39 protein-coding genes are annotated in these 24,905 nt (G+C 29.6%); 34 read left to right on the plus strand and 5 right to left on the minus strand.

What is annotated here, in order from left to right; genetic code table 11:
* Position 1 precedes the first annotated feature (1 nt).
* From KPL55_RS19215 to KPL55_RS19245, 7 genes are all read left to right on the plus strand, one after another.
* The gene (locus KPL55_RS19215) at positions 2 to 535 is read left to right on the plus strand and encodes an HIT family protein (protein ID WP_246599665.1); all 534 of its coding nucleotides are present in this window, start codon (positions 2 to 4) and stop codon (positions 533 to 535) included.
* 178 nt (positions 536 to 713) lie between these two features.
* Positions 714 to 902 (plus strand): hypothetical protein, encoded by a 189-nt coding sequence (locus KPL55_RS19220; RefSeq protein WP_216308369.1) that lies wholly within the window; start codon positions 714 to 716, stop codon positions 900 to 902.
* Positions 903 to 1,081: 179 nt separating this feature from the next.
* Positions 1,082 to 1,549: an HIT family protein gene (locus KPL55_RS19225; RefSeq protein ID WP_216308370.1), complete on the plus strand. Its 468-nt coding sequence runs from the start codon at positions 1,082 to 1,084 to the stop codon at positions 1,547 to 1,549.
* Positions 1,550 to 1,640: 91 nt separating this feature from the next.
* Positions 1,641 to 2,087, plus strand: a complete 447-nt coding sequence (locus KPL55_RS19230) for an NUDIX domain-containing protein (protein ID WP_216308371.1) — start codon at positions 1,641 to 1,643, stop codon at positions 2,085 to 2,087.
* Between the two features lie 131 nt (positions 2,088 to 2,218).
* Positions 2,219 to 2,839 (plus strand): nucleoside deaminase, encoded by a 621-nt coding sequence (locus KPL55_RS19235; protein ID WP_216308372.1) that lies wholly within the window; start codon positions 2,219 to 2,221, stop codon positions 2,837 to 2,839.
* Positions 2,840 to 2,974: 135 nt separating this feature from the next.
* On the plus strand, positions 2,975 to 3,661 hold the full coding sequence (locus KPL55_RS19240; RefSeq protein ID WP_216308373.1) for an HAD family hydrolase: 687 nt from the start codon (positions 2,975 to 2,977) through the stop codon (positions 3,659 to 3,661).
* A gap of 60 nt (positions 3,662 to 3,721) precedes the next feature.
* Positions 3,722 to 4,369 carry an HAD family hydrolase gene (locus KPL55_RS19245; protein WP_216308374.1) on the plus strand — a complete coding sequence of 216 codons (648 nt, stop codon included), beginning with the start codon at positions 3,722 to 3,724 and terminating at the stop codon, positions 4,367 to 4,369.
* 137 nt (positions 4,370 to 4,506) lie between these two features.
* On the opposite strand, the gene KPL55_RS19250 is transcribed toward KPL55_RS19245, so the two are convergent.
* On the minus strand, positions 4,507 to 5,091 hold the full coding sequence (locus tag KPL55_RS19250; RefSeq protein ID WP_216308375.1) for a hypothetical protein: 585 nt from the start codon (positions 5,089 to 5,091) through the stop codon (positions 4,507 to 4,509).
* Between the two features lie 179 nt (positions 5,092 to 5,270).
* On the opposite strand from KPL55_RS19250, the gene KPL55_RS19255 reads away from it, so the two are divergent.
* The 7 genes from KPL55_RS19255 to KPL55_RS19285 all read left to right on the plus strand — a co-directional run bounded on the left by KPL55_RS19255 (position 5,271) and on the right by KPL55_RS19285 (position 10,293).
* Positions 5,271 to 5,717 carry a hypothetical protein gene (locus KPL55_RS19255; RefSeq protein ID WP_216308376.1) on the plus strand — a complete coding sequence of 149 codons (447 nt, stop codon included), beginning with the start codon at positions 5,271 to 5,273 and terminating at the stop codon, positions 5,715 to 5,717.
* Between the two features lie 195 nt (positions 5,718 to 5,912).
* Positions 5,913 to 6,512 carry a P-loop nucleotide/nucleoside kinase family protein gene (locus tag KPL55_RS19260; protein ID WP_216308377.1) on the plus strand — a complete coding sequence of 200 codons (600 nt, stop codon included), beginning with the start codon at positions 5,913 to 5,915 and terminating at the stop codon, positions 6,510 to 6,512.
* 424 nt (positions 6,513 to 6,936) lie between these two features.
* A complete protein-coding gene (locus KPL55_RS19265; protein ID WP_216308378.1) occupies positions 6,937 to 7,527 on the plus strand; it encodes a hypothetical protein in 591 nt (196 codons plus the stop codon).
* Positions 7,528 to 7,559: 32 nt separating this feature from the next.
* A complete protein-coding gene (plsY, locus tag KPL55_RS19270) occupies positions 7,560 to 8,153 on the plus strand; it encodes a glycerol-3-phosphate 1-O-acyltransferase PlsY (protein WP_216308379.1) in 594 nt (197 codons plus the stop codon).
* 277 nt (positions 8,154 to 8,430) lie between these two features.
* Positions 8,431 to 9,033 carry a glycosyl-4,4'-diaponeurosporenoate acyltransferase CrtO family protein gene (locus KPL55_RS19275; RefSeq protein ID WP_216308380.1) on the plus strand — a complete coding sequence of 201 codons (603 nt, stop codon included), beginning with the start codon at positions 8,431 to 8,433 and terminating at the stop codon, positions 9,031 to 9,033.
* Positions 9,034 to 9,072: 39 nt separating this feature from the next.
* Positions 9,073 to 9,678: a sugar O-acetyltransferase gene (locus KPL55_RS19280; RefSeq protein ID WP_216308381.1), complete on the plus strand. Its 606-nt coding sequence runs from the start codon at positions 9,073 to 9,075 to the stop codon at positions 9,676 to 9,678.
* A 153-nt stretch (positions 9,679 to 9,831) separates the two neighbouring features.
* On the plus strand, positions 9,832 to 10,293 hold the full coding sequence (locus KPL55_RS19285; protein WP_216308382.1) for a GNAT family N-acetyltransferase: 462 nt from the start codon (positions 9,832 to 9,834) through the stop codon (positions 10,291 to 10,293).
* Positions 10,294 to 10,440: 147 nt separating this feature from the next.
* Here KPL55_RS19285 and KPL55_RS19290 read toward each other — a convergent pair whose 3' ends face one another.
* Positions 10,441 to 11,076, minus strand: a complete 636-nt coding sequence (locus KPL55_RS19290; protein ID WP_216308383.1) for an oxygen-binding di-iron domain-containing protein — start codon at positions 11,074 to 11,076, stop codon at positions 10,441 to 10,443.
* A 237-nt stretch (positions 11,077 to 11,313) separates the two neighbouring features.
* On the minus strand, positions 11,314 to 11,874 hold the full coding sequence (locus tag KPL55_RS19295; RefSeq protein ID WP_216308384.1) for a TetR/AcrR family transcriptional regulator: 561 nt from the start codon (positions 11,872 to 11,874) through the stop codon (positions 11,314 to 11,316).
* 123 nt (positions 11,875 to 11,997) lie between these two features.
* On the opposite strand from KPL55_RS19295, the gene KPL55_RS19300 reads away from it, so the two are divergent.
* The 19 genes from KPL55_RS19300 (at position 11,998) to KPL55_RS19390 (ending at position 21,871) form a co-directional block, all read left to right on the plus strand.
* Positions 11,998 to 13,245, plus strand: a complete 1,248-nt coding sequence (locus tag KPL55_RS19300) for a glycosyltransferase (protein ID WP_216308385.1) — start codon at positions 11,998 to 12,000, stop codon at positions 13,243 to 13,245.
* A 213-nt stretch (positions 13,246 to 13,458) separates the two neighbouring features.
* On the plus strand, positions 13,459 to 13,959 hold the full coding sequence (locus tag KPL55_RS19305; RefSeq protein ID WP_216308386.1) for a GNAT family N-acetyltransferase: 501 nt from the start codon (positions 13,459 to 13,461) through the stop codon (positions 13,957 to 13,959).
* A 34-nt stretch (positions 13,960 to 13,993) separates the two neighbouring features.
* A complete protein-coding gene (locus tag KPL55_RS19310; RefSeq protein WP_216308387.1) occupies positions 13,994 to 14,299 on the plus strand; it encodes a hypothetical protein in 306 nt (101 codons plus the stop codon).
* 279 nt (positions 14,300 to 14,578) lie between these two features.
* A complete protein-coding gene (locus tag KPL55_RS19315) occupies positions 14,579 to 15,067 on the plus strand; it encodes a GNAT family N-acetyltransferase (RefSeq protein ID WP_216308388.1) in 489 nt (162 codons plus the stop codon).
* Between the two features lie 104 nt (positions 15,068 to 15,171).
* The gene (locus KPL55_RS19320) at positions 15,172 to 15,534 is read left to right on the plus strand and encodes a VOC family protein (protein ID WP_216308412.1); all 363 of its coding nucleotides are present in this window, start codon (positions 15,172 to 15,174) and stop codon (positions 15,532 to 15,534) included.
* Between the two features lie 87 nt (positions 15,535 to 15,621).
* Positions 15,622 to 16,188 (plus strand): L-2-amino-thiazoline-4-carboxylic acid hydrolase, encoded by a 567-nt coding sequence (locus tag KPL55_RS19325; RefSeq protein WP_216308389.1) that lies wholly within the window; start codon positions 15,622 to 15,624, stop codon positions 16,186 to 16,188.
* Positions 16,189 to 16,764: 576 nt separating this feature from the next.
* Entirely contained in the window at positions 16,765 to 17,145 is a 381-nt protein-coding gene (locus KPL55_RS26615; RefSeq protein WP_312887345.1) for a DUF4829 domain-containing protein, read from the plus strand.
* A 67-nt stretch (positions 17,146 to 17,212) separates the two neighbouring features.
* Positions 17,213 to 17,419: a hypothetical protein gene (locus KPL55_RS19335; RefSeq protein ID WP_216308390.1), complete on the plus strand. Its 207-nt coding sequence runs from the start codon at positions 17,213 to 17,215 to the stop codon at positions 17,417 to 17,419.
* Between the two features lie 146 nt (positions 17,420 to 17,565).
* Positions 17,566 to 17,808, plus strand: a complete 243-nt coding sequence (locus KPL55_RS19340; RefSeq protein ID WP_216308391.1) for a hypothetical protein — start codon at positions 17,566 to 17,568, stop codon at positions 17,806 to 17,808.
* Between the two features lie 17 nt (positions 17,809 to 17,825).
* Entirely contained in the window at positions 17,826 to 18,329 is a 504-nt protein-coding gene (locus KPL55_RS19345; RefSeq protein ID WP_216308392.1) for a GNAT family N-acetyltransferase, read from the plus strand.
* 167 nt (positions 18,330 to 18,496) lie between these two features.
* Positions 18,497 to 18,700, plus strand: a complete 204-nt coding sequence (locus KPL55_RS19350) for a hypothetical protein (protein WP_216308393.1) — start codon at positions 18,497 to 18,499, stop codon at positions 18,698 to 18,700.
* Between the two features lie 79 nt (positions 18,701 to 18,779).
* Positions 18,780 to 19,307, plus strand: a complete 528-nt coding sequence (locus KPL55_RS19355; protein ID WP_216308394.1) for a GNAT family N-acetyltransferase — start codon at positions 18,780 to 18,782, stop codon at positions 19,305 to 19,307.
* Positions 19,308 to 19,363: 56 nt separating this feature from the next.
* Complete coding sequence (locus KPL55_RS19360; protein ID WP_216308395.1) at positions 19,364 to 19,576, plus strand: hypothetical protein; 213 nt, start codon at positions 19,364 to 19,366, stop codon at positions 19,574 to 19,576.
* A 159-nt stretch (positions 19,577 to 19,735) separates the two neighbouring features.
* The gene (locus KPL55_RS19365; RefSeq protein ID WP_216308396.1) at positions 19,736 to 20,104 is read left to right on the plus strand and encodes a hypothetical protein; all 369 of its coding nucleotides are present in this window, start codon (positions 19,736 to 19,738) and stop codon (positions 20,102 to 20,104) included.
* 268 nt (positions 20,105 to 20,372) lie between these two features.
* Positions 20,373 to 20,540 (plus strand): hypothetical protein, encoded by a 168-nt coding sequence (locus KPL55_RS19370; protein WP_216308397.1) that lies wholly within the window; start codon positions 20,373 to 20,375, stop codon positions 20,538 to 20,540.
* 18 nt (positions 20,541 to 20,558) lie between these two features.
* Entirely contained in the window at positions 20,559 to 20,720 is a 162-nt protein-coding gene (locus KPL55_RS19375; protein WP_216308398.1) for a GNAT family N-acetyltransferase, read from the plus strand.
* Between the two features lie 145 nt (positions 20,721 to 20,865).
* Positions 20,866 to 21,225 (plus strand): hypothetical protein, encoded by a 360-nt coding sequence (locus tag KPL55_RS19380; RefSeq protein WP_216308399.1) that lies wholly within the window; start codon positions 20,866 to 20,868, stop codon positions 21,223 to 21,225.
* A gap of 185 nt (positions 21,226 to 21,410) precedes the next feature.
* On the plus strand, positions 21,411 to 21,590 hold the full coding sequence (locus KPL55_RS19385) for a hypothetical protein (RefSeq protein WP_246599671.1): 180 nt from the start codon (positions 21,411 to 21,413) through the stop codon (positions 21,588 to 21,590).
* Positions 21,591 to 21,598: 8 nt separating this feature from the next.
* Positions 21,599 to 21,871 (plus strand): hypothetical protein, encoded by a 273-nt coding sequence (locus KPL55_RS19390; RefSeq protein WP_216308400.1) that lies wholly within the window; start codon positions 21,599 to 21,601, stop codon positions 21,869 to 21,871.
* A 512-nt stretch (positions 21,872 to 22,383) separates the two neighbouring features.
* Here KPL55_RS19390 and KPL55_RS19395 read toward each other — a convergent pair.
* Together KPL55_RS19395 and KPL55_RS19400 are read right to left on the minus strand one after the other, a co-directional pair.
* The gene (locus KPL55_RS19395) at positions 22,384 to 22,548 is read right to left on the minus strand and encodes a hypothetical protein (RefSeq protein WP_216308401.1); all 165 of its coding nucleotides are present in this window, start codon (positions 22,546 to 22,548) and stop codon (positions 22,384 to 22,386) included.
* Positions 22,549 to 22,721: 173 nt separating this feature from the next.
* Positions 22,722 to 23,372: a hypothetical protein gene (locus KPL55_RS19400; protein WP_216308402.1), complete on the minus strand. Its 651-nt coding sequence runs from the start codon at positions 23,370 to 23,372 to the stop codon at positions 22,722 to 22,724.
* A 300-nt stretch (positions 23,373 to 23,672) separates the two neighbouring features.
* Between KPL55_RS19400 and KPL55_RS19405 the strand changes: the two genes are divergently transcribed.
* Positions 23,673 to 24,830: a MerR family transcriptional regulator gene (locus KPL55_RS19405; RefSeq protein WP_216308403.1), complete on the plus strand. Its 1,158-nt coding sequence runs from the start codon at positions 23,673 to 23,675 to the stop codon at positions 24,828 to 24,830.
* The last annotated feature ends 75 nt before the right edge of the window (positions 24,831 to 24,905 follow it).

Consider the following 24,905-nt stretch of genomic DNA (forward strand, 5'->3'; position numbering starts at 1 on the left):
AATGAGAATGAAAAGGGGTGGGGTTAAATTGTACGTTAAGCAATTATCAGAAAACGAGAAAAAAGAGCTAGAGCAAAGATTTGAAAGAATAAAAGAATTGCAAGAAAAAGGTATATGTTTTGGATGCTATAACTTTAAAACAGGAGATGTTTTCCCAGATGATGGATTAATTTTTTACGAAGATGACCAGGTAAGGTGTCAATTTGAAAGATACCCAAGAGCAACTGGCCAGACAATTATTGTATCAAAAGAACATTATGAGGACATATCTGAAATGCCTCTAGAATTAGGGACTCATATATTAAAAATATCAAACGCAATAATTAAACTTCATAAAGAAATTTTGGGTGCAGAAAAAGTGTATATGTGTACAATTTGTGATGGTAAAAGGAATCATTTACATTTTCAACTCTTGCCACGATTAAAAGGAGAACCGAGGGGTTATCAAAATTTCGTAAGAGAAGAAGGAATTATTATGGATTATCATGAAACAGCTGAACTCTATAGATGTAAAATGAAAGAAAATATATTATAGTTCAGGAAGTAAAAGTTACCATTTGTAGAATGTAATCTGAAAAAGTCCATATTTCATATGAATAGGGCTTCATCTTCTCATATTGTTCAACTATTGTAAAAAAATGCGACATATGAAGGATGAAAGACAAATCAATAAATAGTAATTTGTTGTGATGTGATGATTATTTAATAACAGGATGGTGAAATTTAATGAAAAAAGAATACTCAACTATACCAAAGTCAATGAAAGAGATGGTGAAAAAGGATACCTTTACAATGTACATTATCCTATAAACCCAGAAAATTTTGAGGGCAAATCACATGATTGGATAGCAATATTGAAAAAGCAGAAGGATATGGGGGGACTTGCTTTAAAGGTATATTGATATTCTGAATGTAACTCAATGTAATTGTGTTACTTTCACACCGATGCTATTACCCATTTTAAAACAATTGTAAATATAATTATTTTATGGTAATTATGGTATAATCAAATATATATTATTATTCGCAATTGTATTCCATAGAGATGCGACTTGACAACTTTAAATGGAGGTAAAATAGCATGAATGATTGGAAAGAAGACAGAATCGGCTCAGCAATAAAAGGTGAAAATCCAACAGTTTTAGCAAAGATGAAAAGTGGTTTTGCAGTTATAGGCGACCCGCAGTTTCTTCCAGGGTATTGCATTTTGCTTGGTTATCCTCAAGTAGATAGTTTAAATGATTTAAATATTATCAATAGACAAAATTTCTTAATTGATATGAGTTTGATAGGCGATGCTATTACTGCTGTATGTAAACCATTAAGAATAAATTATGATATATTGGGTAATACGGATCCTTTTCTCCACGCACATATTTTCCCACGGTATGAGTGGGAGGAGGAAGAACGAAGAAAGTACCCAGTATGGTTATATCCAAAAGAATATTGGAGCATGGAGAAATACCAGTTTACACAAGAGAAACATATGGAAATGAAAAAAAGATTAACTGAGAAACTTCAACAGTTAATGGATAAAAATTATAAGTAGTATTAATTTGCAATGTTCTAAAATTGCTTCGAAATAGTAAATTATCCCGAAGTAAGACTATTTATATTGATGATGTAAAAGGAGATAGATGATGGAAAGAAAAATACGTAATTCTGCAAAGGCATTGATTATTAAAGATGGAAAAATGTTAGTATCAATAATCAATGATAAAGGCAATGTTTTTTATATTATGCCAGGTGGTGGTCAAGACACAGAAGAATTACTTACAGATACAGTAAAACGTGAATGCGCAGAGGAAATGGGTATAGTGGTAGAACCCAAGTCTCTCTTATTTGTAGTAGAAGGCTTACACGGAGAATCATTCCATAGAGTTGATTTAGTTTTCTTATGTAATTACATTAGAGAAATAAAAAATGCAGAAATACATGGGGATAAAAACCAGACTGGATTTAAATGGCTTTCTATTGAAAATTTGATGAATGAACCGCTATACCCGTCAAAACTTCGGTTGCAAATAATCCATCTTTTTAACAATGAAAAAACAGAGGTTTATCTTGGAAACGAAAGCATGAAATAGACCCATAAAACGAGAAAATTCTTAGTTAAAGTAATTTGCATTGTTCATAAATACTGCATCAATCCTAAAACCAATCGATGAATAATTGTATTTTAATGGGACGTATAGGTTTATATTTTGGAGGTGATATAATGAACTGGAACGATATTGAAAAGCCTTGGCAAGTGTCATTTGAACAAGGTTGGAAAGCATTCAAAAAAGGCTCTATACCTATCGGTGCAGTAATTATAAATGAAAAGAGAAATATAATTTCCATCGGTAGAAATAAAATTTATGAATATGAAACGCCAAACCCAAAAATTGCACATGCTGAAATGGAATGCTTACTCGATTTAGATATATTAAAGCATCCAAATGTAAGAGAATATACCCTTTATACCTGCATGGAGCCATGTCCAATGTGTTTTGGAACAATAGTAATGAGTAATATTCGTAAAGTGAAAATTGCTTCAAGAGATAGTTATTGTGGGGCAGCCCACTATTGTAAAGACGACACATATATAGCATCTAAAAATATGCAGGTTTCATTCGATAGGGGTATATTAGAAACTGTTCAGTTGGTACTGCAATCATATTTTGAAATTCGTGCTTGTAATGGGGAAATCAATAGAGTTGTGAAGGCTTTTCGAAAAGATAGTCCACTATCAGTAAAAATTGCAGAGGAATTCTTTAGGGATAGGTATTTGGATGTTTGTTCCCAAAATGGAATAGATATAAGTGAAGTGTTTAATGACATTGTATCAAGGTTATAAACATAGCCTTTGCTCAGAATATTCTTAGATACTGCATCAATCATAAAACTACGATTAATGAATAATCGTAAAATAATGTATACTATGATAGTTTGTTTTGAAAATAGTTTTTAAGTATGTTGATGGAGGTAAGGGATGATTTTTTTCGATTTAGATGGAACATTATTAGACCATAAGCGCTCTGAATTTCTTGGGGTTAAAGCTTTTTATGTAGAGTATAAAAATTATTTTCGAATAGAAGAAAAAAAATTTTATAAACTTTGGTGTCAAATATCTGATAAATATTTCAATAAATACTTGAAAGGTGAATTAACATTTACTCAGCACCGTATTGAAAGAATAAAGAAATTATTCAACTATTCAAATATTAAATTATCTGATGAAGATGCTATGACTGCGTTTAAGAGATATTTAATTAACTATGAAAATAGTTGGATGCCGTTTGATGATGTAATACCTTGTTTACAAGAATTATCAAAATACAAACTGGGGATTATAAGTAATGGGGATTTAGTGCAACAGTTGTTAAAGTTAGAAAGAATGGGTATTAAACAGTATTTTACTGATGTCATTACTGCTGGTGAAATTGGTATTGCCAAACCAAATATAAAATTATTTGCTATAGCTTGTAAACGAGTTAATAAGCATCCACAAGAATGTTATTATATTGGGGATGATTTATATACAGATATTTTTCCGTGTAATCAGATAGGGTTGAATGGCATCTGGTTAAATAGGAAATGTGAATCGGTATCCATTGATAAAATAAAGATGATTTATAGTTTAGATGATTTAAAAAATATTTTACCACATGAAGATTGATGTATCGAAAAGGTGAAATAATGTAATTTAAGATGATTTATATTTGGTGGTGGTTATAGTATGCGTAAACTAAAACTCGTTTGTTTTGATTTAGATGATACTCTGATTAGAGAAATACATTCCGTTATGTTGCCATGCATTTTAAATGGGAAAGAAAACGAGCACTCTTTTATTCAAGAACAGGAAGAAAAAGGACTTATTAACTACAAATCAGCAGATTACCTTAGGGCAGAATTACTGGTAGGTCTTGAAGAAAGTAAAATATCTCAATCTTTTTTGGATATTGCAAAACCTTTGAAAAATATCAAGAGTGTAGTTGAGGCGTTACATGAACAAAATATTAAATGCATTGTTGTTACTGTCGGTCCTAAGCAGGTAGCCCAAGTTGTATGTAGTATTTGGGGGTTTGATAATTATTATGGTAGTGATTATGAAGTGATTAAAGGAGTATTTACTGGAAGAATTCTTGATTATATTGGGGCTGAACAAAAGATTGAATGTTTACAAGAATTTTGTAAACGTAACAGTATAAATCCCCACGAATGTATTTCTGTAGGCGATGGTTCAACAGATATTCCAATTTTTAAATACTGCGGAAAGTCTATCGCTATAAACAGCTCTTTGAAAGTTCAACAGAGTGCAACTTATGCAGTTGATACAGACGATTTAACAGACATACTTAAATACATATTATTGGGAGGAGATTGAAAATTGAGAGTTTATTGGGATCGAATTACAATGAGCATTATGATATTGATAACCTTATATTAAAAACCATCTTATAGTAAGATGGCTTTTCGAAAAATTATTAAGTATACTCTCTTTGATGTTAGGAAAATTTTAATCTAATCTTTTTCATTAGGAACATTCGATATATCTTCTTCCTCTATTACTATGGGTTGAATTTTTGAACTATCAAAGTAATTGTCATTATCATTTTCAGGGATTTCATAAAAATCATCGCTGTTAGTATTAATTTCACCTTTTTTCTTTATAGTTGAAGAATTATTTTTAAAGGTTACTTGTTTAAAGAAAAGCATAAATTTTGCATTTGGTTTATTTTTAAAACTATTAATGAAACTAAACTTATTTTCTGTATCTTTCTTTTCTGTTTTAATGTTTATTGGGCTCTTTTTAAATGTTTTATTAATATTTCTATTATGGCGTGGCTGCTGTAAGAGTTTTAAAGTAACAAGTAATTTTGCCATACTAAGTTTATAGCAGATAGGAATATTTGATTCTGAATCATTTTCAATAATTGTGTCTTCAATTGGAGGAGTAAATTCTGTGGATTTTTCTTGTTTGTTATTTTCTAGGGCATTTTTAGATGTTCTATTAATATTTATAAAACAAGATGGTTGTTGTAACATGTTAAAAATAAAATATTTTTTTATTAGCCTTAATTTGTCGCGGTTATCATCTGTTTTCATTTATAAACACTCCCTTTATTATAAGAGTTTGGTATAGGAATATACTCTATATAATATGTGGGAAATATACAAGTGTTACGTATGAATCAATAAATAAGGTAACGCTTGTCTAAAGATAGATGGTGTCATTTTCAATTTTGTCGCGTATAATATACTGAATAAAATTTAGGAGCGATGTTATGTCAAATATTGAAATGAAGTATCATCCTGAAGACTGGTGTGTAGATAAAAATGATTGTGAAGACCAGTGTGATTATAAGAAACAAGATAATAAGGACGAAGCTAAAGATAAATGTGAACATGAAGTAGAACATGAAGAGAAAGAGAAAGATAAATGTGAACATGAAGTAGAACATGAAGAGAAAGAGAAAGATAAATGTGACCATGAAATAAAACATGAGGATAAAGATAAATGCAATTGTAAAAAAGAAAAAGAAGATAAGTGCAATTGTAAGAAGAATGATAAAGACGAGTGTGATTGTAAAAAGAAAAAAGATGAAAAAGATAAGTGTGATGATAAAGAAAAAAAAGATGATAAAAACAAAGATAGATGTAAGTTTGTAAAAAAACAGCCTTATGACCCTGAATTAATGGAAGTTGAAAGAGATAATTGGAATATTAAATAAAGGGTAGCATCAGTAATAAGTTAAATCATTAAACACAAGGTGGGGATCATTGCATGGAGAATAAAAATGAATTATATTCATTTTATCCACTTGCAGAAGATTCCCACCTTTTGCTTTATTTATGGTAAAATGTAAGAGAAATTAATGTTCTACTCTATTTTAGAATTAATATTTTTTGACTAGGAGAGGATTGTTGTGAAAAAACTAATTTTAGTAACATCACCACCAGCAAGTGGTAAAACTTATATCTCAAAAAAGCTTGCTGAGGCATTAAGCCATGTTGTCTATCTTGATAAAGATACACTCATAAATCTATCGAAACAGATTTTTGTTGTAGCAGGTGAAGAATACAATAGAAGTTCGGATTTTTTCAATGAAAATATACGTGACTATGAATACGAAACAATAGTAGCACTTGCACTGGAAGCTCTTAATTATGATGATATTGTGCTAATTAATGCACCATTTACAAAAGAAATACGAGATTTGAACTATGTCAAGAATCTAAAAGCGCTATTAAAAGATAAGAACGCATCTTTAGTAGTTATTTGGGTAGAAACTTCTATAGCTGTAACGCAGCAAAGAATGATTGAAAGAAATTCTGATAGGGATACATGGAAACTTGCTAATTGGGATGAATATGTTGAAGGAATTAATTTTGATATTCCTATCTCATTGGATGATCCCAGCATAAAAGATGATTTGCTTATTTTCAAAAACTCTTCTAATGAAGAATTCGAAGGTTCCCTAATAAAAACAATATCTATACTGGAGGAAACGTCGGGTAGAAAATAGATACATATTTATAGATAAACCATCTGAAAGTTAGATGGTTTTTGGTTTAAGGCCATGAAACTAACGTGACCCAAAACTTATTAATGAATTGGGGAGAATATACGAGGAGATAAATTATAATGAAGTTCTTATTATGAGAAAATAAATGGGGGGAAATCTTTATGAAGAGGCTTAAACTAACTAGAAACATATATATAATTTGCGGAGTTTGTTTTTTGTTATCTACCTTTTTGCAATTCCGTATTTTTCAATTATCAGCCAGTAAATCTGTTATAGGGATAATTTTACATGGAATTTCATGCATCCTCATGTTTACTAATGCTTATATTAATCATAAGAAAATTATCAAAGATAATTAGAATTAAGATAATGAACAATAGAAGTTAAAGAAAGTTATTATACTTAGAAAATGGGGGTAATAATTATGAAAAAAGTAATAAGAATATTTTGTATTCTGTCTTTAGTTACATTAGCTTTAGTTGGATGTAGTGGTTCTGATGAAGGTGCTGCTAAAAAGGTTGCCGAAGAATTAATTAGAAACATCTATACGGTAGATGCAAAAAAAGTTGCTGAGCTTAAGTTACTGTATGGACAAGCTGCACCAGGGTCAGATATAATTGGTGAAGGTGTTCCAAAAGGAAGTACAACACCATCTAATGCAGAGTATACCAAAACTATGCAATCACTTAACAAAAATATAGAACCATTAATGACAAAAGGCGGGTATGAAGCGATTATAGCTAACCAATTTAATACTGCAATTGCTAGAATCTGTGCTGATGGTAATTATACCACCCAGGTTACAGACCTTACTTTAGGTGAAAATGTGTATAAAGATAACGAAGATAAAAATACGGTGAGATATTATTATGAAACGAAATCAAAGTTTATTACTACTGATGGAAAATCTGAAAAAATAGACACTTCTAAGGGGGTTATTGAGCTTATAAAAGAAAACAGTAAATGGAAAGTGCAGGAGCTTAGTATAAATCAATTGCCGAAATTAGACAAATAGTTAATTAACAGTAAAAAAGGGGGGTGAAGTAAATGATTGTTATAATAACCATTGTAATTTCTTTTTTGTTTGGTTCAATCCCAACAGGATATTTGATTACGAAAAAAGTCTGTGGAATTGATATTAGAACAAAAGGTAGCGGGAATATAGGATCAACAAATGTGAAAAGAATTGCTGGAACTAAAATAGCTATAATTACTCAAACAATTGATGTTTTAAAAGGTTCCACCCCTGTAGCTTTAGGAATATATTTATCGAGAATTATTAAATTACCCGTTTCAACCAACACTTATCTTTCTATAATTGCAATAGCAACAATTTTAGGGCATGATTATACACCTTTTCTTAAATTTAAAGGGGGGAAAGGTGTAAATACAAGTCTTGGTGTATTTATATTTATTGCACCTATTCCAACATTAATAGGACTTGCGATCTATTTTATATTACGCTTATGTACAAATATAGTATCTATTAGGTCGATTGCAATAGGAATAACAATACCCATTATGTGCATAATTACAAAACTTCCAATTTCAATAATAATTTCTACTATAATAGCCTGTGTTCTAATAGTATTTAGGCATAAAGACAACTTAGTAAGGATTATACGAAAAGAAGAAAAATAATTTAAAACTATTAAGGGATTACTCGAAAAAGAATAAGGCATTGTGCTAAATTTGGAATAGCAATTGATATACAATATTGTGGAATGGGTATGGTAGTTATACAAATGGCTATGCAATGGCATTATTACTGTAGTTAATATTTTTAGAACAAAAGTATAAACTATCTATTTTACAACAACATTGATATTAAATGTTGTGAGATTAAAAAACGAAATAGAGGGATCCGTTGAGGACACTTATATATAATTATTTATATAAGAAGGGTGGTGCGTACAACATGATTCAGGTAAAGCAAAACACCTTTATTGAGGGTGTTATTGTAGTGACGGCAACATGTGGGATAGCTTCTTTCATTCTAATTCCATTTATTAGTATGAATTCTTTAGCGTATAGTATTTCGCTGAATTTTTTACTGATGATTTGGATGTCTATAGTGCAAACATTATTGAGACCGGAACTAAAATTATCATATTTTAATTGTCACCCTATTGAAGAAGAAGGTAAAATATACAAGTATCTTGGTGTTCATTTTTTTAGAAAATTATTAGTTTTTAGTGGTTGGGAAAGAAGTAGAAAAAAGGAAACTCCTATCAGAAAATCTTTGGTTTCATTAGAATATTATGAATACAGGACCCGAACTTCTGAATTTGGTCACGTAATTATTGCTATTATAATTTCAATGATTATCATATATGTTTCTATGGTATACTCCTTTAAGGAGACAATATGGTTATTACTTCTTAACATATTTATGAATATATACCCTATTATAGTTCAGAGGTATAATCGTCCACGGGTACGGAGAGTTATTAATAAACATAAATTAAATCATTCTAATTTTGCTAAAGACATTGATGATGTAGTGAAGTTTTATCAGTAAGGTTTAGAAGAAATATTAAAATATGAAAGGAATAAGATAATGGATTTTACAGAAATTATGAAACAAAACAAAGGATATTGTTCAAAACATACAGATATGCCCTCGGAACTACAACAAAAATCGAAAGAATTATGTTGGAGATATAATCAGACTGGGCCATCAGAAGGAGAAAAAAGAAGTAATATTTTAAAAGAATTATTAGGAACTTATCACCCACTAACATTTATAGAACCGTCATTTCGTTGTGATTATGGTTTCAATATACATACCCATGGACTTACTGTTATTAACTATAATTGTGCGATACTAGATACTTCGCCAGTATATATTGGTGCAAATGCATTTATAGGTCCTGGGGTTTGTTTAGCGTGTTCAGGACATGCTGTTCATCCAATGCAAAGGTCAGAAGGAATTGGAACGTCAAAACCGATTACAATAGAAGATGATGTATGGATTGGTGCTAATGTTACAGTATGTGGTGGAGTTACTATCGGAAGCGGTAGCATTATTGGAGCAGGAAGTGTTGTAAATAAAGATATTCCAGCAGGGGTAATTGCAGTAGGTAATCCTTGCAGAGTATTACGTGAGATTACTGAAGAGGACATAATTAACTTATCGGCTGAGTATACAAATTCAGATTTGTAGGGAAGGTAGTATTAGTTTAGATTCAGTTCTGCCGTATCTTTCTTATATTCAATCTCAGATACCATCATATCTAACGATGTGGGGGTTTAATATATTTAGATTATATTAAATAAAGTGTGAACTAAAGATTTTAAATATAAGGTGGTGCAAAACATGAAAGTAAGAAAAACGTTTAAAGAGGATATTGACCTCCTCATAAAGATTCGTATGGAATATCTGTTTGCAGAAAAAGGTGTGTCTTCTTCGGAAGAAGTGCAAGATATTAGAACGAAGTTAGAAGAATATTTTACTCAACACCTTAACAAGGGATTTATTGCTATCATTGCCGAGAATGAAAATGAAGTAGTATTAGCAACTGCATTTATGTCAATCGTGGAAAGACCTCCGCTAATAGCGTTTTCATCATATCTTGTCGGTACGGTATACAATGTTTTTACATACCCTCAATATAGAGGAAAAGGCATTGCAACGAAAGTTATGACTGAACTTTTATCGGAATCAAAGCTATTAGGCGTTGCCGCAGTTGACTTAATGTCGACTGAAAAAGGAAAACCATTATATGGAACTCTTGGATTTCGAGTATCAAATTATACATCAATGAATAAGTTCCTCTAACTCCCGCAAAATAAGCATAATCAGAAGTTATATTAATTCACAATATTCATATATGTTGGTTATGTAGTAAGAAAAAAGCAACATAACCTATTAAGTGTTATGTTGCTTTACGTAGATGCTTAATTAGAAAAACTTTTTTATTTCCCATTAGAACTTAAGACATTGACCATGACCTACAGCCACAAATTTTGGCTTTAACTTAGATAAAGTTTGCTGAACCTTTGCCCTTTGTTCTGTGCTTGGTATCTGCTCTAAGGTGATATTATCTACTTCTTTCTGCCAGTTTCCATCTATTACTTCACCATTAAATTGACCCATACCGAATATTAAATCACTGCTGAAGAATATTCCGCGCTTGTTCTCCATAAGAAGAATACCTTCCCATAGATGCATTTCTGAAGGGTAACTAAAGAATTCAAGTTCATAGTTACTGCTAATCAATTTCTCTCCAGGTTTTTTAATTATTGCTTCATCTGTGATCCCAAATCCAATTAGCTGCCTTGCTGTGATTTCTGAACAAATTGTCTTTGCTTTTGGAAAATTCTTTAACAGCAAAGATAAGCCACCGCATTCGTCTGATTCGAAATGAGAAACAAAAATATATTTTAATTTTTTGTCGCCCAGGAGTTCTTTCAATTGTGGTATTAGAGCTTCTGTTTGCTGTATGCTACCTGTATGAACTAAAACTGGTTCATCTGTTAACAAAAGATATTGATGAAATGAAAGGTTAATAGGTGAAACATAACTGTTGAATTGGTATAAATCATTATAAATCTTAGGCATAGTACTATCTCCTTTACGTATTTAAATTTTTATTCTAATGTTTATGAATATTACATTTATTCTACAATAGTATTTTTTACTTGTAAAATAACTAATTTATTGTCTCCATTGTTTGTAAATCCATGGCTTTCATAGCAAAGGAAATTATTCATAAGGAACCCACAATATAAATAGGTCCTTTAGTTTTATTACATTATGATTTGTTTTTAAATGTGAAATCACTCTAATCTTATTTTATTAGGTAAGTTTATTCATAACTTCGTTATCCATAAGCTCATACATAAGCTCTATTAAATCTTCTGCAGGCAAAATCTTATTCACCCTAAACCAATAACTGAGGATACCAATCATAGCTGAAAGAATATATTCTAAAATAAAATCAAGTTCAATGTCACTTCTGTCAACTTTTCCAGAAATAGTTTTCATAATTAATGGCTTTATTGAACTCTTAATTTTACTTGCAAAAGCCGGATCTCCATTATCTCCAAATAAAACCGAGTAATATTTATAATTTTGCTCGTATAGCTTAATGAACATATTAAGGGGCATATCCATATTATTATCCAATTTAGCTGTTGGTGGCAATTCATCTAAATTAGGCACTAGCGACTGCTCAATCTGATCAAGGACGTCATAAATATCAGTAAAATACTCATAAAAGGTTCCTCTATTATATCCTGCTCTCTGCGCAATCTCTTTTACTGTTATTTTCGCTATTCTTTTTTCGAAGTACAGCGACCAAAATGCATCTATTAAATTCTGTTTAGTTTGTGCTGTTACCTCTGGCTGCTTGTTCATTTGCTATTCATCTCCTATAAATCTAACACTTATTATCATATTGTCGGTTGATGGTATGTAAAAACATGAGTATACTATTAATATACAACAGGTTGTCGGTCAATACAAGAGGAGATGAAATATATGATTACAATACTTTGTGCGGGTTCACGTGGTGATTTTCAACCATATTTAGCTCTAGCGATGGAACTTAAAAAACTGGGTAAAGATGTACGTATAACTGGAATGAGAGAATTTGAGAGCTTCATTCGAAGCTACGGTATCGATTTTTATCCCATTCAAGCTGATTTTAAATCACTTAATGTTGATGAAAATATGCTTAAACAAGCTCAATCTGCAGACAACCCTTTAAAAATGCTTTTAACATTTAACAAAATGAAAAAATATGGAGCTCTAATTGCGAATGAATATTATGCTTCATGCGAAGGCAGTGAACTCATTATTTATCATCCAGGTGTTACGTTAGGTTATTTCGCTGCAGAAAAATTAGGCATACCTTCTATTTTAGCTTCACCATTTCCTATGCACAAAACAAAAGAACAGACTTCTGTTATTCAATATGGAAGGAAAAAGTCTAAGCCATTCACAAACCAGATTAGTTATTTTATGCTTCAAGGTATGCTTTGGCTGGCATCTAAAGATTCTGTTACAGGTTTTTGGAAGAAAAAATTTGGAGGTAGGCCAAAGGGATTTGGTCGTCCCTACGAACGTCACAATAATAAACAAAATCCTGCTGTTATTTCCTGTAGTAATTTTGTCTTTAATAGACCAAGTGACTGGAATGAGAACATTCACCAAAGTGGCTATTGGTTTGTTGAAGAAAAAATGGATTATACGCCTTCAAAAGAGTTGTCAGATTTTTTAAGTTCTGGTGAAAAACCAGTTTATATTGGATTTGGTAGCGTTTTTCATGCTGATAAAAAAGATACTTTGTCAAAATTAATTATCGATGCGCTCACAAGAAGCGGAAAACGTGGTATTATTTGTGGCATGGGTAAAATAGATAATCTTCCTAAAAATGTAATTGCTATTGATAGCATACCTCATTCATGGCTTTTTGAGAGGGTTTCAGCCGTGTGTCATCATGGTGGTGCAGGAACAACTGCCGCTGGATTTAAGGCAGGTATTCCAAGCATTATAGTGCCTTTTGCCAATGATCAATTTGCTTGGGCTCATAGAGCTCATGACTTAGGAGTTGGCTCAAAACCTATACCTGCAAAAACACTTACCGCTGATAATCTCGCAGCAGCAATAGATTATGCACTTCAAGACAACATTAAAATAAAGGCAAAAACTCTTGCAGAAAATATTGCTACTGAAAGTGGTGCATTGGATTGTGCAAAAGTAATTGTTGCAAGTCTAGCGAGGTAACCTTAGGTATTAAAAAATCATCTAAAATTAGATGGTTTTTTTATTTTAGTAAAATATTAATGGGTTACTCTCCAATCATTTAATCTTTTGGTAAAAATCATATATTTTTTATATTTAATATAAGGTAATAATGGTATAATTTAATAAATATTTGAGAGAAAAAGTAAAATGGAATTCATTAACAATAATATAATAGGGGAAGGTGGGATAATTATGATTCGTTTAAGGCCATATAAATTAAGTGATAATGAGTATATTTCAAATTGGTTTAATAATGAGTACACTTTCAAACAATGGTGTGCAGATAAATTTATATACCCCTTAACTAAGGAACAGATCAATGAGTATTATCACAATTATGAAAATGATGATAATGCATGGATAATGACTGCCCTTAATGAAGAAGGAACGCCTGTTGGTCATTTCTTAATGCGTATGGCAGATTACAAAAATGAAAGTATACATTTAGGCTTTATTATTGTAGATCCACAAATTCGAGGAAAAGGATATGGAAAGGAGATGGTATCTTTAGCTATAAAATATGCTTTTGACATATTGAAGGTAAAGAGAATTACTTTGGGCGTATTCGATAACAATTTCTCAGCCCATTATTGCTACAAAGCAACAGGATTTGTAGATGAAAAGTATAATGAATGTGTCTTCCCATATGAAAATGATAAATGGGGGATTTATAATATGGCAATAGAAAAGTAAGAATACATTAAACTATAGTTGGGGGGATGCTTGTATGAAAAGAATAAAGCCTAAATATTTAGTAATTATCATTCTTATTTTAATTGCAATAATAACACTGCAATATAGAGAAAATGAGAAAATTAAAACGGCACAAGGAGCACTCATTGGAAGCAAAATTGACTCATTACGATTTCAAGTTGAAAGTATTTCACGATATCTTTCTTCAACCGAAATTCCAGAAAAAGAATACATAAATAGAATTTCTGGAGGATTTTCTGAAGATATCACAATGCTACCTGGAACCGTATCTAACGATATGTTGTCAGTCTATTTAGGTATGATAAGACTTATTAAATGAACTCAATTATATTATGGATAACTGTAAGACGAATAACATTAAGTATTATCAATTAAGTAAACCCAATAATCCAATAATGAAAAAAGTAAGTGAAGAAATGCTTGATTATCTTAATAAAAATAATATTCATTAGTGTTAATTAAAGATTAGAAGTATTACGTATCATTCATAATCATTCATCAATCGTAAAAGTACGATTAATGAACAATAGTAAAAAATGACGAACTATAGATTAAATAATTGGTCTATATATAATAGCAGAGTATTAGGAGGCGGAAAATGCGATTAACAACAGAACTTATAAACCAAGGTTTTTCATTGCAAGAAGTAGGAATTGATGATTTGGGTAATTACATAGACGTTAAAAGAGTTTGCTATAAAAAATACGTTGATGAATATTACGGAGGATGGATTGAAAATATTCAAATTAGAATAAACACTGATGCTTTCAATGATATGATGAAAGAAATATGTTTTCAGAAATTATTACTAAATAATGTACCCGTAGGTTTTTTTGCCTATAATGAACTGGATGATAAAATTGAAAGCATTTCTATTCAAATACTTGAAGTATCTCAAAATAAAGGCGTAGGTTCATTTTATTTGCAATATATTACATCACTTTCCCAAAAGGTGAATAAACCTATATTCCTAAAAGTATTTAAGTCTAATCCTGCCCAGAATTTATACAAACGATTTGGATTTGACAATTATAGTGAAACAGAAACGCATTATTTAATGAGGTATAATCCGATAAAAAGTCAATAATTTCAGATAAACAATGGAGTTTTTAATTAAATATAAAGTTGAGTTACTACGCAGTTTTCTTATAAAGTGAAGTAAGAAATATTATATTAGTTGAATAACGGAGGATAAATATGGAGTTTAGAATAAGTTCATTATACATATGTGTTAAAGATATGGAACGTGCAATTAACTTTTATGAAAGGTTACTAAATAAGACAGTAACAGAACATGATGATATATATAGTGTGTTTAATATTAATGGTTTTCGATTTGGTCTGTTTGCTAATGAAAAAGTAAATGAAAGGCACATTTATGGAGATAACTGTTTGCCAAGTTTTGATGTAGATAATATTAAATTGGTTCAAGAAAGGTTGTTATCTTTAAATTGCACTATTGTATTTCCACTAACAAAAATAAAAAACAATTGGATATTAGAATTTGCCGATAGTGAAGGAAATCATATTGAACTAACATCACCTGTTAAGTAGTAAGTACGAGTATGATTTTTAGTTATGACGGAATCGTATTAAACTACGCACTAACGATTATTTACATATGATTGAAAGGTGGTAAGTATGAAGAAATTTTTAATAAATGAGTATGGGAAAGAACAAGGGGAAAAAACATATAAACAACAACAAGAAAGATTTTATATACTTGTTAATAATAGTAATGGAAAAAGTAAGAATCAACTTAAAACTTTAAAAAATCATATTCTCCCTATAATATCGCTTTATCAAGTTCTACAGGAAACATCGGGGGATAAAGAGACATCCTTACAAATTGCAGAAAAATATTCTTTTGAGGGTGTACATGCTAAAGTAAACCTTATGCGTAAAATCGAAAAATTGCCATTCTTTTATGAAATTTTTCGTAGGATATTTAACAAGGAACTAAAAGCCGACAACTGGGAACTTACAGTTGAACAGAATAACACTGAGGCTATGGTATTTATTATAAAAAAATGCTTATGGCACTCTACTTGTGTAGAGCATACTTGTCCAGAAATATGTAATATGTTCTGCAAAAGCGACAATATGTGTTATGATTCCATGAAGAAAATCACTTTTAGAAGGACGCAAACTTTGGGAATGGGTGGAGAATGTTGTGATTTTAAATTTATAAATAATAAAACAAAATAAGAATAATATTTAGTTAGTCTTTGTAAATTAATTCGCATTGTTCTAAAAGTTTTCATCAATCGTAAAAGTACGATATATTTACTTATGGTATGTAATTGTGATTATAATAAAATCTTTGATGTCATTAGAATATTATAAATACGTTGAGGGAGTTATAATTATGGAATTTATTATTGGATTTATATTTGAATTATTTAAGGGTAAAAACCCTAAAGACACTAAAGATAACGATTCCGTTAATGCTCTTATCTTTTTATTGATGTTTTTCAGTGTCATCGTTGCCTTTCTTTGGTTGTGTAGCAAGCTAGGATTATTCTAAACTTGCTACACTATTGTAATTTAATTTTCAACAAAAATCATTTACATAATTGAGTGAATTTTATTTGCTTCATTATAGAGCAAGACTATAGATTAGAAAAGAAGGGAGAACTATGTCGAGATAGATATGTTAAAAAAGAAAAAACTTAAATTATAAGTAAAAATTAATCAGTGTCTAAATGACTTTAAAATGAGGTGGGGATTTATATAAAAAAGATTTTATTTTTTGTTTGTCTAATCTTATTTGCGTTTTCGTTAGTGGCTTATAAACAATTTGCTAAGCCTAATAATGTTGTAGTGAGTATTGAAAAATCCGATAAATTTAGTGAAAAGGAAATAAATAATGCAATAAATTGTGTAAAGAAAAAATTCAAACAATTTGGAGGATGTAAACTTACTAAGTTATGGTATGATGAAAAAAAATCAAACATTTATATTCAAGAGTATTTGAGTAATGGTAAGGGTTCTTTGAATGGCATCAAGGCTGAAAATGTAATTATCTTGCTGTCTGATTTTGATGTAAATTCTTCAGGTGGTGATGGAAGTTTTAATCCTAATTCAACTTATTCACATTGGAGTTGGACACTAATAAGGGATAGTAAAACTGGTAACTGGAAAGTTGTTGATTGGGGATATTAAAAAGAGCTTTAAAATAAATGTTCATATGAAAATGATAAATAGAAATTTATACGAGGAGTGAGATGTTATGAGTAAATATAATGCCCTATGGGAATACATTCAAAAGAATGACAGTCCATCAATGAGACTATCCTTTGCTGAGATACATGATATCGTAGGAATTGAGATAGACCATTCATTTTTGAACTACAAAAATGAATTAACACAATATGGATATCAAGTAGGTAAGATATATCTTAAAGAAAAGGCGGTAATTTTCAATAAGATTGATTAAGGGTTACATATTCCAATTTTGTTATGGTACTTAAACTATATTAAGAAGAAATTTAAGTGGAAAAGACTCTAGTATATAAAGTAAAAGTACCTATTTTAATTAAGTACTTCTCAGCATAAAAAAAGATTGATATGGGGGTGAGTTTTATGGACAAGTTTAAGAAGTATAGAAAGATTAGAAGATGGCTTGAATTTGCATCAAGTATGATTGCCATTATAATAGGTAGCATAATAAGTTCTTATTTAGGAATTTATAATAAGAAATTAATTTCATTAGATACTGCTCTAAACGTGGCTATTATAGTAGCAATTGTCTTTGTGTTAAACAACATCTCTATAAAAATTGTAGATAATTGGTATAAAAAAGATCTGGATAAGTATAAAAATTAATAACTGAAAGGAGCATTATGGAAATTATTGAGACAGAAAGATTGTATCTGAGGGAATTATTAATTGATGATAAAAAAGATTTAATGAAAGTACTTTCTAACCCGGAATCTATGAAATTCTATCCAAATCCATTCAGTGAAGAAATGGTAGAAAGGTGGATTCAATGGAATATTGAAAATTATAAAAAATATAAACATGGACTATGGGCTGTAATATTAAAAGAAGGTCAGTTATTTATTGGGGATTGTGGCATAACAATGCAAAAGATTGGTGATGAAACTGTACCAGAAATTGGTTTTCATATCATTAAGGAATACTGTAATAAGGGATTTGCAACGGAATCTGCTCTTGCATGTAAGGAATATGCGTTTAAAGTTTTACATTATCATGAAGTATTTTCATACACCACAGTACGAAATATTCCATCACAAAAAGTTGCTGAGAAGATTGGTATGAAGGTTTACAAATATTTTGAAAAGAATGATGAAAAGCAAATTGTTCAAGTTGCAAGTAAAGATTAGTTGGTAAACTTGTATAATATTACGCTGTATTAAGATAAAATATAAAAAATGAAGGAGGTTTGTTCATGGAACAAATCATAATATTTGTTATATGTTCTATATGCTTAGTTTTAGGGGTTATTATTAATGCTCGTAAAGAAAAAAATAAGTAAATGGAGGATATAGTTATGAAAAATATCGTGTTTTGTATTTTATCAGTTATTTTTTATATTTTCTACTACAATGTATTGTTATGGATCTTTAATAGGTGGGTACCTTTAAATGCTACAACAGATGTTTTAAGTTTATTCATTTTTATTTTTGTTAACATTCCACTTTCTGTTATAAGTGCTCAAATGACTATTAAAATAATTAAGAAATTCAATTATTAGAAAGGAGGGAGGTCCATATTATATCTAATTGCAGCATTAAATATGGTCTATAGATTTTTTTATTGAAGGAGAGAAGTAAATGAAATATTTTAAAAAAATAGTAGGTAAACATGTTTATCTATCACCTATGAATGCTGAAGATGCAGAAATATATGTTAAGTGGCTTAACGATTCTAGTGTAACAGATGGATTGGGAACATCGTGCATAATCACATCTTTGGAAAGTGAAAAAGAGTGGATTATGAATAATTCCAATAAATATCAGTTCGCAATCATAAGGTTAGAAGATGATAAATTGGTTGGAAATTGTGGTATTCAGGAAATTGAGCAATTAAGACAATGTGCAGAAGTTGGTTTGTTTATTGGAGATGAAGAAAATCGCAATAAAGGATACGGAGAAGAAGTGCTTAATCTATTATTAGGTTATGGATTTGATTATTTAAATTTAAATAATATAATGTTAAAAGTTTTTTCGTTTAATGAAAGAGCTATTAATTGCTACAAGAAAGTAGGGTTTAGTGAAATAGGAAGGAGAAGACAGTGTTATTATTTGAAGGGTAAATTTTATGACAACGTATATATGGACATATTAAAAGAAGAACGATAAGCAGTAACCGTTATATACTGTTATAGAATTAAATATGTTGCATCGCAACATTAAACATGTCATTTTTGGCATATACCAATTCTAGTATGGCATGGACTCAATTAAAAAAAGTAGAAATTTATAATAAAACACATGAAGTGCATATTCTGTATTACAATAAACGAGGTTGCAGCGATTTAACTTTTGAAAAGGAAAATCTTAATGTGATTTTAAAAGTTTTAAGAGAACATTTAGATGATGAAATCATTAAGGTTATCAATAAGACATAAAGCTGATGGCGATTAGCTTAGGTTCATTCTCACAGGTTTCATATACAACATCCCTAGAAATTCCCATTTTCATTTTTTATATTTGGTGAGTCTTTTTTAGCAGTTTTATTAATACATATAAAACAGTATGTTATCAAATATAATAGAGGAGGATAAGCAATGGTCAAGGGAGACAAACAAAGGGGAATGTGGTTAACTTCAATTTTATTGGTATTTATCATTATATATATTTTTTGTATACTAAATAATTTATATATTGCTTCAAGAGAACCTGGAGGTCTAATGAATCTGCTTGCATTAAAAACAATGATTTTACCTTTAATCCAACTTTCAGGTCTTATGCTGATATTAAAGTGGAAGAAATTAGGCTTATACATGTATATATCTGTGTGCTTATTTTTAATAGTAACAGGTTTTATAAATTCCTCAAGTTATATATTAGTTGCAATTATGAATATGGTAATTTACTTAATAATCTCACTATCATTATATTGTTTAATATGTCCGATATGGGATAGCATGGAATAGTGAAAGTAAAACAATGCGCAATTTAGCCTGAAATTGTTCATTGCTTTTTTGCGTTTAAGTTAAAATCCTGGGTAAGTTCATAGATAGGGGGTAGTTCTACGCCTATTTTCAGTAATAAGCAAAATTTAAAAGGATTACAGATACATTTGTGGAAGTTACAGTTAATAAGCTTAATGTTAAAACTAATTTCAGATTGGTAATTTGTGTTTTTAGTGGTAACGTTCTAAGCAGGATAATATTCGAAAAACTTAAGGGGGATTACTATTATATGAAAAAATTTAAAGCCAGTAACTTAAATTTTATTTCAGGAAGCTTATTTGCAATTGCATCATTAATATATTCTAGTTCAAATAATAAAATACAAGTATTTATATTTATATGTTTGGGATTCATATTTATTGCATTGGGATTTATTCAGAAAAAAAACGAAAAATAATTAATTGGAGGAGTTAGAATGCCCTTTAATGATATAAAAACGGAAAGATTAGAAAATCAAAGGTCAATTCGTCTTATAGAAAACCTTGGGTTTGTTTTATCTGATTCAAGTTATGAATTGTTTAGAGGGAAGGAATACTTGCATAATACATACTCTCTTTATATACCCCAATTAATATAATCTATAATTCAGTTAATATACTAGAATGATGTAGCAGATTCCACTTAATATTATGCTGGTTATGTTGAAATAGGTGATTTTATATTTCCCATTAACGTTGATAAATGAAGAAATAGATAAATTATAATAATGAAGAGAGGTTAATATGATGACTAATAAACTTAGAAGCAAAATTACTGGGATGTTTTTTTATAATATAATGTTATTGGGATGGGTACTTCTAAATTTGAGAATGATAGCTAAAGGAATACAATCTGCATTATGGGCACCTGTTGGTGAGGCAACAAAAGCTATAACAGCATGTAGCTATTCTTGGACTGGCTTAACATTAATTATATCTGAAAATGGTAAATATAGCGAGACCGTAATAGTAAATAATTTTTTATGCGTAACGTTGGTTATAGCAGTATTGTACAATATATATTGTATTATTAGAGTCTTTAAATTGCAAGATAGTGAAGCACTTTCCGAGAATAAAACTATGTTCAATGACGGATCTAAATAATAACGAGTGTGTTCCAGTTACTTTGCCACTGGTTACATGGAGGATGGAACAACCCAATTATCAAAAGGATTTATAACTTTAGATTATTATTCAAACGGGTCTAGCTTAGTCAACAGTATAATTACACCAACAATAGTAATCAAAGACTAATAATTATTATTTCTATTTTATTGGGGAGGTGTAGTATGGACAAGCGTTTTACTTTTAATGAAGACGTTAAGAATTATGATGAATGGAGACCAACATATTGTAAAGAATTATACAATGATATTATTCAATATTCAGAACTTAATCAAAATAAAAAAGCAATGGAAGTTGGAATCGGTACTGGGCAAGCAACTATGCCCTTTTCTACTATAAGTTAAGTGATGGTTTGAGCATTGCTACAAATAAAGATAGACAAGTTATTAGAATAGTAATAGATGATGAAACTGATATAAGTATAAAAACAAGCAAAAATATTAATCTAAAAAATTCAGTTGATGATGTTATTAAGGCTTATGGTACAAATTATTATAAGAGGATTGATGATACTGGGATGTCCGTAATTGGGTATGTAGATAAGAAGAGTAAAGTAACTCTTGAATTTTTCAATAATCAAAACAAGGTTACAATGATTCGATATGATATTTCTTCAATGCAGTAATAAGTAATCCATAATTTTCTTGTGAGTCTAAATGCTTCCTAATATTATTATTGTTTTTATTAGAAATTACTGGTAGTATTAAACAAATAGTTTGTGTGATGTATTGTACACATTTATCTTGAAAGGAGTATATTATGTTTGGTTTGCTTAATCTTGGTAGCCTCATACTTGGTTTAATTGCTTGGATGCTTCCAGTTGTTAATCTCATGCGATATAAAAAGTATAGTCATAGGAATTGGGTCGCTTTTTCCATTGTGAGCATCAGTGCTTGTGCTATTTCGCTATGTTTTCAGATTTTCTATAACTATCATCTGGTAAAGATTGCAGATTGGTCTGCTCTTATGGACACGGCGGGTGCTACGGCTCTTGTTGCGGGAGTTCTTCTCATTGTTACTATCATATTAAATGCGATTACTCTCATTGTATATCATTGCAGAACAACAAAGTAGGATGCTCAAATTCCAATTTATATAATAGAAATAACAAAATATATTTATAATTACTTAGATTTTTTATATAATCTCTTTTTTATTTCTAGTATCTACAAAAATTATTGCAGATAAAATAATACATATAGCAGAAACCATATATCCCTTAGTTCCAAAAGTATCTCCAAACAGTAACCCTATTGTACCTAAAAAAAGAAAAAACATGTCTACAAATTTCATTTCTTTCACTTAAAACATCTCCTCTTTGTTTTATAGATCAAATTTATTATTATTACTTTTAGTATATTCTCATTTGTAATATTATACAACAAATGTTTTTAAATGTTATATCATAGAATTAAAAAGTATTCTTTGTAATTTAAACACTTGTAATTACTTAAAAATGGTAAATAGCTAAATATTTAATAGATAAATTTTATAAATATTGGTATTACAAAAATAAACGGAATAAATGTTGCTGGGAATCCTTTATACCATTTTTTATTATATATAAATGAAACTATAATCCAATTTATTGTACATCCTAAGAATATTAGACAGGCTCCATAAAATAAAAAGTCAAAATTGTTACTCATTTTATATATACTAGAAAGTAATATTGAATAAAACAAAAAATCACCGAATCCTTTTGTTGGTATTGGTTTTTTATCTTTAAACGACTTACCGTATACGATTAGTTTCCACATCAAATGTTTATTTGCCATAATTTTAGCATTTGTAGTTTTTGACCCGATTTTTGTGAAACTGAGAATATCAAATATTGACATTCCTATACCGAGTCCAATTAAACTTGATAACGGAATAATTATTCCAATCATACTCCCAATAAAAGCAACACAGATCAAGCATATCCAACTATTAATAATTAAATGTTCTTTATTATATGGTTTTCTAATATAGGTTATTAAAAATAGTACCCCAATTATAGAACTCATTGATATTAAAAATAAGGATAAATTCATAATAACCAAACATGTTATGAACAATGAAATTATCATTATAATAATTGAATGTAAAATTGATTCTATTAATTTTTCTTTTAATTCTGTCATTATTGGTATACCTCCTTAATCTAAAATACGAGTTTATTACTATACAATTTAAATTCATGATATATATTCAATGATACCATAATTATTATAATTATTACAATTATCATAAATTAAGTAAAATTGTTAGGCTATGATCCGCAAAGAGAATTAACTCTACTAAAAAATTACAATAAAGTGTTGACACTAACACAATGTCATAGTGTAATATAAAAATAGAGCTTCAGTATATTGATAAAACTCATAGCCGGCGGAGTGTAGACAGTATTGATAGGCTCTAAAATTAAAGTTGGAGGTGCAGCAATGAAAACAATAAAACAAGTTTCGGATTTGACAGGAATAAGTGTGCGTATGTTACATTACTACGATAAAATCGGATTGTTAAAACCAAATGATTTTACAGACGCAGGTTACAGGCTTTATGACGATGAAGCTCTTGAAACCCTACAGCAAATTTTATTTTTTAAGGAACTTGATATACCTTTGAAAGAAGTTAAAGAAATCATTGCTAGTGCCCACTTTGATAAAATGCAAGCTCTAAAAAGCCATGAAAAGTTGCTTGTTATAAAACGCAACAGATTGAATGCTTTAATAGAACTTGTAAATAAGACATTAAAAGGAGAAAGTACAATGAGTTTTGAAGAATTTGATATGACTGAATATTATAATGCACTAGAAGAGTTTAAAACTGAACACAAAAATATTATAATTAAATCTTATGGTAGTATAGATAAATATGATAAATTTATTGAAACATGTAAATCTAAGGAAGTTGAAATTGCTAAAATGGCTATAAAGGAATATGGGAGTATAAAAAAATATGTTGACGCTATGAAGAAAAATTTTAATAGTGATATGTTTATTAAAGAAGAGCAATTTAATCAGTTTAAAAAAGATTGTTTGGAAGGTAAACATCCCAAATTAAAAGAATTATATAAAAAGCTTGTATCTGACTTAAGTAAAGATCCTTTTTCAAAAGAAATTCAACAAATTGGTGAAGAAATAACAAATACAGCTAAAAAAGACTATGAAATTTTCAAAATGGATAATGGAGATGATTATTGGTACTCTATGGTACAAATTTATTTAGTACTTTCTGATTGGATTGAACTAGTTGATAAGAAATATGGCTCTGGCGCATCTAAATTTATAGGAGAAGCCCTAAAAAAATATTTGGCTAATAAGTTGCCTAAAATAAATACATTATATGAGAAACTTACATCTGACTTACTTAAAGACCCTTGTTCAAAGGAGATTCAACAAATTGTTACGGAAATAGCAAATGAGACCCAAAAACAGAATGAAGCTTTAAAAGTGGATGCGGGAGAAAATCATTGGGCTTATACAGCAGAACTTTATTTGTCAGATTATATATGGATAAAAGTAGCTGATAAGAAATATGGCACTGGTGCATCAAAATTTATTGGAGAAGCTATAAAATTTTATTCTGAAAATTATTAACTTTTGTCACTAAACAAAATTTATGGTAATTATGGTATGATTGAATATATATGGTAAGGCTAAATTAAGTAGGAA

Origin of the sequence: Clostridium lacusfryxellense, assembly GCF_018861735.1 — a bacterium.
In the GTDB taxonomy this organism is placed as follows: Bacteria; Bacillota; Clostridia; order Clostridiales; family Clostridiaceae; genus Clostridium_AD; species Clostridium_AD lacusfryxellense.